The 1,131-nt window shown below is 58.2% G+C and carries 2 pseudogenes; both read left to right on the top strand.

The features are described from left to right. Positions 1-302 (top strand): annotated as a pseudogene (locus tag A3C3_RS46440) (hypothetical protein); the annotation flags it as partial. 286 nt (positions 303-588) lie between these two features. After that, positions 589-1,028 (top strand): annotated as a pseudogene (locus tag A3C3_RS44890) (IS5 family transposase); the annotation flags it as partial. Between the last annotated feature and the right edge of the window lie 103 nt (positions 1,029-1,131).

The following is a 1,131-nucleotide window of genomic DNA, read 5'->3' as shown; positions in this document are numbered from 1 at the left end:
AAGTCAGCCGAGGGCGTTTCGAAGTGCGCATTCGTGAGTTGATTGCAGGGCACCCCACATTGTCGATGGTGATTGACGCGATGCTGACGGCGCGAACGACGCTGATCCAGCTCGCATGGTTGTGGTTGCGCCATCAGCCGGCAACGAATCTTGCCCGCTGGTTCCACGAACGGGTCGCGCGCAACGGTGGCCGCTTGCGGAAGTCCATGATCGTCGCGCTCGCCCGCAAGCTGCTAGTGGCTCTGTGGAAATATGCGACCGCCGGCGTCATCATCGAGGGAGCCGCCATGAAGCCAGCGTGACAACAGCCGCAATTCTTCCACTCCGTGAGGCTCTGAACAGGTTCCACGGATCCAGGCGGACGGACCGAATCCCCCTATGGCCTCAACAGCCGAGAAAAAGAATCGTCCCGTTCTCCTGAGCCCTGCCGCCGAAAGCGGGATATTGGTGCGGCCGCCACGAGCGGCGACCGGATGTGAGGTTGTACAGGCTCGGTGAATCGGGCCGGTATATGCAATCGGGCTCACCTTGGATACCAAGCGGAAGGGTTGAGATGAAGGCCACTTGACAACGAGACTCCTCATGTGAGGGGATCGAGACGATGGCTGCATGGGACGTTCCCGCGGCGGCTTGACCACAAAGATTCACGCCGTCGTCGATGCCGACGGCAGACCGACTGGTCTCGACCTGACGGCGGAGGAGGCTCACGACAGCCGAATGGCCGAACCTCTGTTGAAGGACATGCACAAGGGCGCAATCCTTCTGGCCGACAGAGAGCTTATGATACCAATGCCCTTCGAGCACTCGCCAAAGAAAAACGTGCTTGGGCAAACATCCCGGCGAAGCAGAATCGAAAGGAAACGTTCCCTTTCAGCTCCTGGGTCTATCGGCAGCGCAATCTGGTCGAGCGTTTCTTCAATAAACTCAAACAGTTCAGAGGTATCGCAACGCGCTACGACAAAGATCCCCGCAACTTCCTCGCCGCCGTCAAACTCGTTGCAACACGCATATGGATCAGGTGGGTATGAGTCTATGCCCTAGCACTACTTTGGCACGTTAACGATTTGTTATCCAAGATGGCTTGATGCTGCGCGTTCCGATGAGGAGGAGCGCGTCATGGTGGGGTGGCAT

Origin of the sequence: Rhizobium mongolense USDA 1844 (assembly GCF_000419765.1) — a bacterium.
Lineage (GTDB): Bacteria > Pseudomonadota > Alphaproteobacteria > Rhizobiales > Rhizobiaceae > Rhizobium > Rhizobium mongolense.
This window is presented reverse-complemented; position numbering and strand designations above follow the sequence as displayed.